The organism is Pseudomonadota bacterium (assembly GCA_039193195.1).
GTDB lineage: Bacteria > Pseudomonadota > Gammaproteobacteria > Steroidobacterales > JBCBZW01 > JBCBZW01.
This window is the reverse complement of the sequence record JBCCWS010000092.1, coordinates 1-6594: the sequence shown is the minus strand read 5'-3', so window position 1 is coordinate 6594 and position 6594 is coordinate 1. Positions and strand designations below refer to the sequence as shown.

The window sequence follows — 6594 nt, the reverse complement described above, 5'->3', positions numbered from 1 at the left end:
TGCAGCCATAGCCGAGCTATGGCTGCATTCGACCAACGCCGCGATGGCGCCCGTGCTACTCGCCCTTCGGGTCTGCCCAGGGGCAGCGTCCGCGGCGTTGCATCGCTTGCCAATGGCGGTGCCATTGGCTGCGCGACGCGCCTTGCTGACGCTGCCCCACGCAGACTGAGCGTTACCTTGTTTACCAAGCAGCCCACTAGGCCGCCGCGGCCTGCACCTCCGAACGGCCAGCCAGCAGGCCCAGGCGACTGGCGCCGGAGACCGCCAGAGCGCCAGCGGCCACCCAGACGCCCACGGCCATGGCGAACAGCAGGCCGCCGTCGTCGAGCACCACGATGCCTAGCGGCGTAAACAGGTGGAAGACGATCGCGCCGCTGATGATGCCGAGGGCCAACAGGGCGCCGGCCAGGCGCAGCCGCAGGCCACCGGTAACCAAGCCGATCAACAGCAGTACGGACGCCACGAGTTCGGCCGAGCCGATGACGTAGGCATTGAAGGGGCCTGGCGGCAAGAACAGGCCCTCGATGCCGAAGGTCTGCCATGCCCAAGCGTTAAGGGTGCCAAAGATATGCTGCGTTTCCACCGAGCCGGTGAACTTGAAGAACAAGGACTGGATAAAGACGAAGGCGATGTAGAGGGTGCCGGCCACTGGGCCGAAGCGTGAGATAAGGGACATTTGCTCAGCTCCCGATTGATCGAGTAGATGCCCTATAGATGACCGCCGGCGACCAGAAGTTACAGGCGCCGCATCACGGCCCGATCCGCCCCGGGAAACGCTGGGAAAGGCTAGCGTCGCGGCGGCTTGATGGGCGTGCGAGGCACGCGGTGCGCGGGGGCCGCTCGCAGGAGCGCAGGCACATCCGCCGGATCGCTCAGCAGTATCACGCCGACACGCGCGGCGTAGCGCTTGTCAGCGGCTTGCTCGCTCAAGTAGCGCTGAGCCTGCGGGGCAGCGCGAAGCTGGGCATCCCAGAACGCCGTGGTGAAATCCAAGGCGTAGCGCGCATGCTGCGCGTTAGGCTCACCCCAACCGTCGAAGCGAATCGCCGTTTGCGTAAGCCCGCCGAAGTTGTTGTAGCCGCCGTTGATGAACAGAAGATAGCGCGGTGACGCGCTGGCGAAGCGAAACGGATCCATGCGCCAGTGCACATCCTCGCCGTGGCGCAGGCGCGCGATATCGTTCGAGCCCGTGACGGCCATAAACGGCACGTCGAGCTCAGCCCACGCGCGCTCGTCGAGCTGCGGCCCGCGCCCGCGCGGGGCGAACATCACGATGGCGTCGATCCGCTCGTCCGCGAGACTCACCGTGTGCCCTTGGCGATCCACCTTGAGCCGCGTCCCGCCCATGAGCTGGGCGATGTGTGCGCCAAACGAGTGGCCGGCCAGGCCGATTCGGTACGCGTCCATGCGCTCAGCGAGGACGTCCCAAGCGCGCGGTGGGGACTCGATAGCGTCGAGCAGCCGCGTGAGGTCCCGAGCCCGCTCACGCCATCCTCGAAAGGCCCCTTGCGCCGACCCGGTGCCGCGCTGAGCTTCGGGGATCGTGTCGCCGTGCTGAGGCTGCAGGCAGACAAAGCCGTGGCTGGCCCAGTGGCGTACCAAGGGCTGGTACTGGGTCGAGGATCCCCACACGCCGTGGGAGAAGATGATCACCGGCGTACGCGCCTGCAGGTCCGCTGGAAAGGTGGCACGAACGCTGAGCTCGCGCTCGCCGCCCTTTGCTGCGACGCGCAGCTCACGCACTGGCGCCACCGGATGCCCGCCCACATCGGCCGCGTAGCCCTTACCCAACGCGGCCGCTGACAGGTCGGCCGCGGCGGGAGCGGCGCTCGCCCCGCAGGCGATCACGATCAGGCACAAAAGCCATGCTTTCCTTACCATCTTGCGATCATCTCCAGGGTGAGCGCCTTCGCCAGGTGCAAACCGATCAGTCCGGTTGGCGCACGTTACGGTACTCATTCACGGGAAGGTTGCGCTTGACGCTGACCTCACCGGAGGGCCAACGTACTTCCAAACGCTTGATCTCCGTCGCCTGCCCGAGGCCGAAGTGCACGCGCAGGGAATGCTGAGACAACCAGCTCGACCCGGCGCGGATCTCGCGCTCCTGCATCACACCGCCCGCGAGGATACGCACGCGAGCGCCGATCGCGTCGCGATTGTCCGTGACGCCGTTGCCGATCAGGCGCAGGGACACCCAGTTGCCCGCATTCTCCGTATTGTTGCGCAGCAGGATGGGCTTTTCCGTCGGACGGGTCTGTGGCGCAGGCCCAGTACCGACCGCGAAGTCGAGCAAGCCATCCCGGTTGTAATCGGCGATCGCCAGCCCCGAGGTGAAGCGATTGCTCGTATTGAAAGACTGCACGATCGACTCGAAGGTGCTGTCGCCCTGGTTGTGGAAGACGTGGGTGGGGCTACCAAGGCCCGGGCCAATAGCGCCGATCTTCGGGAAGGAACCGGTCATCAGCAGGTCCACGTACTGGTCGTTGTCAAGATCACCGAAGCCGCAGCCGAAGCCGAAGTCCGGGGCGGCGGCGGAGATGCCCGCTTCGCGTTCGATGGTACGGAATTTGCCGTTGCCGAGGCGCTCAAACAGGCCGTGCTCCTGATCGGAGTTCACGTTTGGGCCGGCGTTGGTCGCAAACATGTCCTGATCGAGATCGAGGTCGATGTCAGCCAAGTCCATGCACATCCAGTAACCACGCTTGATGTCCCAGTCACGGCTGTCCGTGCCTGCGTAGCTCATCAGGGGGGCAAAGGTGAAGTCGCCGTTGTTGACGAGGATTTCGATGGGCGTGAGGCGACCGTTGATCTCGTGGCAGTCGGCGATGATCACATCCTGCATGCCATCATTGTTGTAGTCGGTGAATACCGAGGCGCAGGCGCCGAAGGCCGTGTCCACGCCCGAGCCGTTGCTGACGTCCATAAAGGTCAGATCGCCGTTGTTGCGGAACAGGAGGTTCTTCGGCTGGGTGCGATCGTTGATGTTGCCGGGCGCCAGGATCAACAGGTCGACGTAGCCGTCGTTGTCAACGTCCGCGGCGGAGATGTGTTGCGCCTGACCGGCCAGCTGGGGGATCAGGTTCAAGTTGCTGCTGCTCGTCAGGTTGTCGAAGGTGCCGTCACCTAAGTTGTGGTAGAAGCGGATGTAGCTTGCGCGGGGGCTCGCCCAGGCGCCGTCGGCCACCACCACGATGTCGCGGAAGCCGTCGTTGTCCAAATCCACGGCGATCGCGCCGGAGCCGCCGGCCTCGCCGAGCAGCCCCGCCTCCTCCGTCACGTCGTTGAAGGTGCCGCTGTCATTGCGCAGCAAGCCGTTGCGCGCGCCGAGGCCGCCGGTGACGAACAGGTCTTCGTCACCGTCGCCATCGTAGTCCACCCAGACCAGGCCGGAGAAGCCATCCCCCTGGGCGGGACTGTAGTTGATGAATCCATTTAGCTGTTGCGAGAGGTCTTGAAAGCGAGGCGTCGCTTGGGATGGAGCGGCGAGGGCTAAGCTCCCCGTGAGAAAGAATGCGATTGAAATCGGCTGATGCAGCATGATCGGTATTCCCTTGTTGTTGTTGGAGAACGCGAGGGGCACGTGGCTAGGGCGACGGGCCGTAGAAGATGGGGGAGGTCCATGCCCGCTCCTGGATATCCGTGTAGACACGGGCATCGCAGCAGGCGGCGTACTGGGGCGGCGGCAGATCAGTGCCCTCGTCGCAGCTCCAGGGGGCGGGCTGTGCATCGCACGCCGCCTTGGACCAGCGCGGCGTTGGCAACTCGAGCACGCGCAGGTAATAGTAGGCGGGTCCGGTCGGCTCGAAGACCTCGTCCTTCCAAGCGCGGCACAGGAAGCGGTTGCCGCCCGCCGGCGCGGCGGGCAGCTCGATCTGGGTCTCGCGCAGCGCGCCCGTGCCATCCACCCAAGCCTTGACCAAGTTCATGCGTGCCAGGCTCGCGCCCGACGGGTCCGCGATGCCCACCATGAGGAACTGCGGCTGCGCTGTGGGCGTCGGCATGGTCGGCAGCGTAGACCCCATGAAGGTCACCCCGCGCACCGCATCGCTGGCCAATTCCGCACAGGTGTTGCGCGGCGATTCGGGCAAGGGCGGATCGTCACTCCAGCGCGCCACCATGCGCACCTTGATGCGCGGTCCACTCGTCGCGAAGGTCTCGCGCGCCCGCAGCGCATCGAAGATGCTCTCGCGCGTGTTGTCGTAGGCCCAGACACCTGCCAGCCCTCCCGGGCTAAAGTACGCGTTCGGTCCGGAGAGACGTCTGGACGCGGTGGCATCTTTGCCGCCCGCGTGGCCGGGGTAGTTGTCCTCTTCCACAGCGCCGCCGGTGGCGTTGTGCGTATCCGTGCTGGCGATAAACCCGAGCTGGATCGGATTGACGTCGCCGGACTGCGCTTGCGCCAGCAGGCCCGCGTTCAGCCCGGCGCGGGCCATGCCGCCAGAGGCCATGTCCAGGGGCATGCCCCGGTCGGGCTCGTACACCTCGAAGGTGCACAGGGGATCGTCTGGATGGGAGGCGGGCGAGCACTCGCTGCTCTGCTTGTGCTGGATAATCTCGATGAGCGGTTCCATCTCCGCTCGCGCCTTGGGGTGTTCGTTCGGATCGAGTTGAAAGGCCTTGCCAGCGCTATCGTTGGAGGTGTGGGGAATCGCCAGGACGTCGCAGCCCGGCAAGCCCGGGTTGTTCGGATCGCCGGGGAGGCCGCGGCACTCGGCCCGCAGGGTATGACGCAGGGCACCCGGTGTGGCGGTGGCGTCGCGCGCCGGCAGGGGATGGACCAGCGGTGCGCCGTCCGCGTCGGTGATGCTATGCACGTCGCGGTAGATGACGTTGCGATGATTGCGTGAGAAGGAGCCGTCCTGCGCCGTGCCCGAAGTCCACTCGTAGGCGGCGAAGGTGGTGAACGAACAGGGCTCATAGGCGCCCTCGGCCGCGTCGATGGTGGCGCGCCAGACGCTGTTTAGATACTGACCGACGATCGCGCAGAGCTCCGTGTTCTGCGGCGCGGTCACACACAGTTGGCTGAGTTCCGTGTTGCGCTGGGGATTGGCCGTCGCTCGGTAGTCGCTACACAGGGTACGCAGGAGCGCCGATTGATCAGCAAAACCCATATCCAGCAGGTCGTCGGCGATCTCATCGGACAGCCAGTCCTGGCCTTGGGCACCAGGCTGCGTGCACAGGTCGGTCTCGCCGAGCAGCTCGCCATGATCGGTGACAGCGGCGAAGTCGAGCGGATCGCTGATGCGAAACTGGCGCGGTGCACCGCCTGGCGTCACGGGCGCCAGATCCGTCCACAACCCCTTCGCACTTTCGTAGGCTTCCACCGGGCCGCCGGGCGTATCGAAGACGTAGGCGTCGGCCGAGAAGCGCGTGTGGATGTGAATATCACCGAAATACGCCTCGCGCACGGGGCTCTGTTCACCGCAAGGACCGGCGTGCAGCGCCGACGGCGCGGCGGCAAGCGTCACCAGAAGCAGCGGCACGCTGCCCTTTAAGCGCTCAGTCATCGATCGGATTTTCCTTCCCTTCCCGAACAACAGCACGCCTTGCGTACTGGCTTCAGTTAAGGAAAGCGCTATTCGACGCGCAGTGTTTCACCGCTCATCGATCAGTGTGATGCGCGGCGATGGACGGCGCAGCCCAACCGTGTAGACGCGTGCGGTAGAATGTTCATCGCCGGTTTTCACCACGAGCACAACACGATGACGCATCGACCACACTTCGCCGCTTTCTTGCTCCTGCTGTTAGTCGGCAGTCCGGCCGCGAGTGAAGAACACGTCGTGCAGGCTATTGCGAAGCGCGGATTCGAGTCCATGTTGTTTGACCCCGATTTTCTTCGCATGGCGCCGGGCGATACGGTGACTTTCCAGGTCGACGACTTGGACCATCAGCCTCAGTCGGCGTTCGTGCCGCCGGGGGCGAGACCCTGGCGTGCCCAAAAAGGGAAGTCGATCACCGTGACGCTGAGGGCACCTGGCGTGTACGTATTCGACTGCGCCTACCACAACGTGATGGGCATGGCCGGCGTCATCGTGGTGGGCGAGGCGAGCAACGTGGCCGAGGCTCGCGAATTCTTCACCCGCTATCGCGATGAGACGGTATTCATCGACAAGGAACGCCTGGACCACATTTGGGCGCCGAAGACGGGTGCCCTCGCCGCGCTTCCTTGACCACCAAGGCAAGCGCCAACGAGACCCTGACGCCTGCGTCGGTCAGAAAACGAGCTTCAATCTCAGCCGCGTACAAATCTATGCGCGCGAGGCCCACCGGTGTCGCTGAACGCAGTAGAAGACTCATGAATCATCGAGGCTACGTGAGGCGCCGGCGTAGCGGGTGAAGACTTCCCGCAGGAACGCCGGTCGACTCGAAGCACGTCCGGCAGTCCGCGTTCGCCATGGAGTCGCTCGAACACGCGGTTCGGACGCTGGCTGGGTAGCGACGTATCGATATCTATCACTAGCCTGCTTTATTCATGAGGTGTGGCGTTGAGCCCCTGAGATGAGATCGTAGGGCGTTGACCGCAGCTGAGCGAGTGCCTGTGAGGCGTTCTCAGGGTTGAGGCCGGCGTTTTCCGAGTGTTGGGGTCGCTCATGC

Annotated in this window: 5 protein-coding genes; 1 reads left to right on the top strand and 4 read right to left on the bottom strand. The window is 64.8% G+C overall.

Annotated features, from left to right (window positions below; all coding sequences use genetic code 11):
- Positions 1-196: 196 nt before the first annotated feature.
- The 4 genes from AAGA68_27145 to AAGA68_27130 form a co-directional block, all read right to left on the bottom strand.
- The gene (locus AAGA68_27145; GenBank protein MEM9388748.1) at positions 197-676 is read right to left on the bottom strand and encodes a hypothetical protein; all 480 of its coding nucleotides are present in this window, start codon (positions 674-676) and stop codon (positions 197-199) included.
- Positions 677-786: 110 nt separating this feature from the next.
- Entirely contained in the window at positions 787-1881 is a 1095-nt protein-coding gene (locus tag AAGA68_27140) for a hypothetical protein (GenBank protein ID MEM9388747.1), read from the bottom strand.
- A 46-nt stretch (positions 1882-1927) separates the two neighbouring features.
- Entirely contained in the window at positions 1928-3538 is a 1611-nt protein-coding gene (locus AAGA68_27135; GenBank protein ID MEM9388746.1) for a CRTAC1 family protein, read from the bottom strand.
- Positions 3539-3584: 46 nt separating this feature from the next.
- Complete coding sequence (locus AAGA68_27130) at positions 3585-5507, bottom strand: DUF3604 domain-containing protein (GenBank protein ID MEM9388745.1); 1923 nt, start codon at positions 5505-5507, stop codon at positions 3585-3587.
- A 195-nt stretch (positions 5508-5702) separates the two neighbouring features.
- On the opposite strand from AAGA68_27130, the gene AAGA68_27125 reads away from it, so the two are divergent.
- Positions 5703-6170 (top strand): plastocyanin/azurin family copper-binding protein, encoded by a 468-nt coding sequence (locus AAGA68_27125; protein MEM9388744.1) that lies wholly within the window; start codon positions 5703-5705, stop codon positions 6168-6170.
- The last annotated feature ends 424 nt before the right edge of the window (positions 6171-6594 follow it).

Excerpts from the sequence above, each read along its gene's own strand:
- AAGA68_27130 (MEM9388745.1), bottom strand. The coding sequence starts at position 5,507 with ATGACTGAGCGCTTAAAGGGCAGCGTGCCGCTGCTTCTGGTGACGCTT.
- AAGA68_27125 (MEM9388744.1), top strand. The coding sequence starts at position 5,703 with ATGACGCATCGACCACACTTCGCCGCTTTCTTGCTCCTGCTGTTAGTC.
- AAGA68_27140 (MEM9388747.1), bottom strand. The coding sequence starts at position 1,881 with ATGGTAAGGAAAGCATGGCTTTTGTGCCTGATCGTGATCGCCTGCGGG.
- AAGA68_27135 (MEM9388746.1), bottom strand. The coding sequence starts at position 3,538 with ATGCTGCATCAGCCGATTTCAATCGCATTCTTTCTCACGGGGAGCTTA.
- AAGA68_27145 (MEM9388748.1), bottom strand. The coding sequence starts at position 676 with ATGTCCCTTATCTCACGCTTCGGCCCAGTGGCCGGCACCCTCTACATC.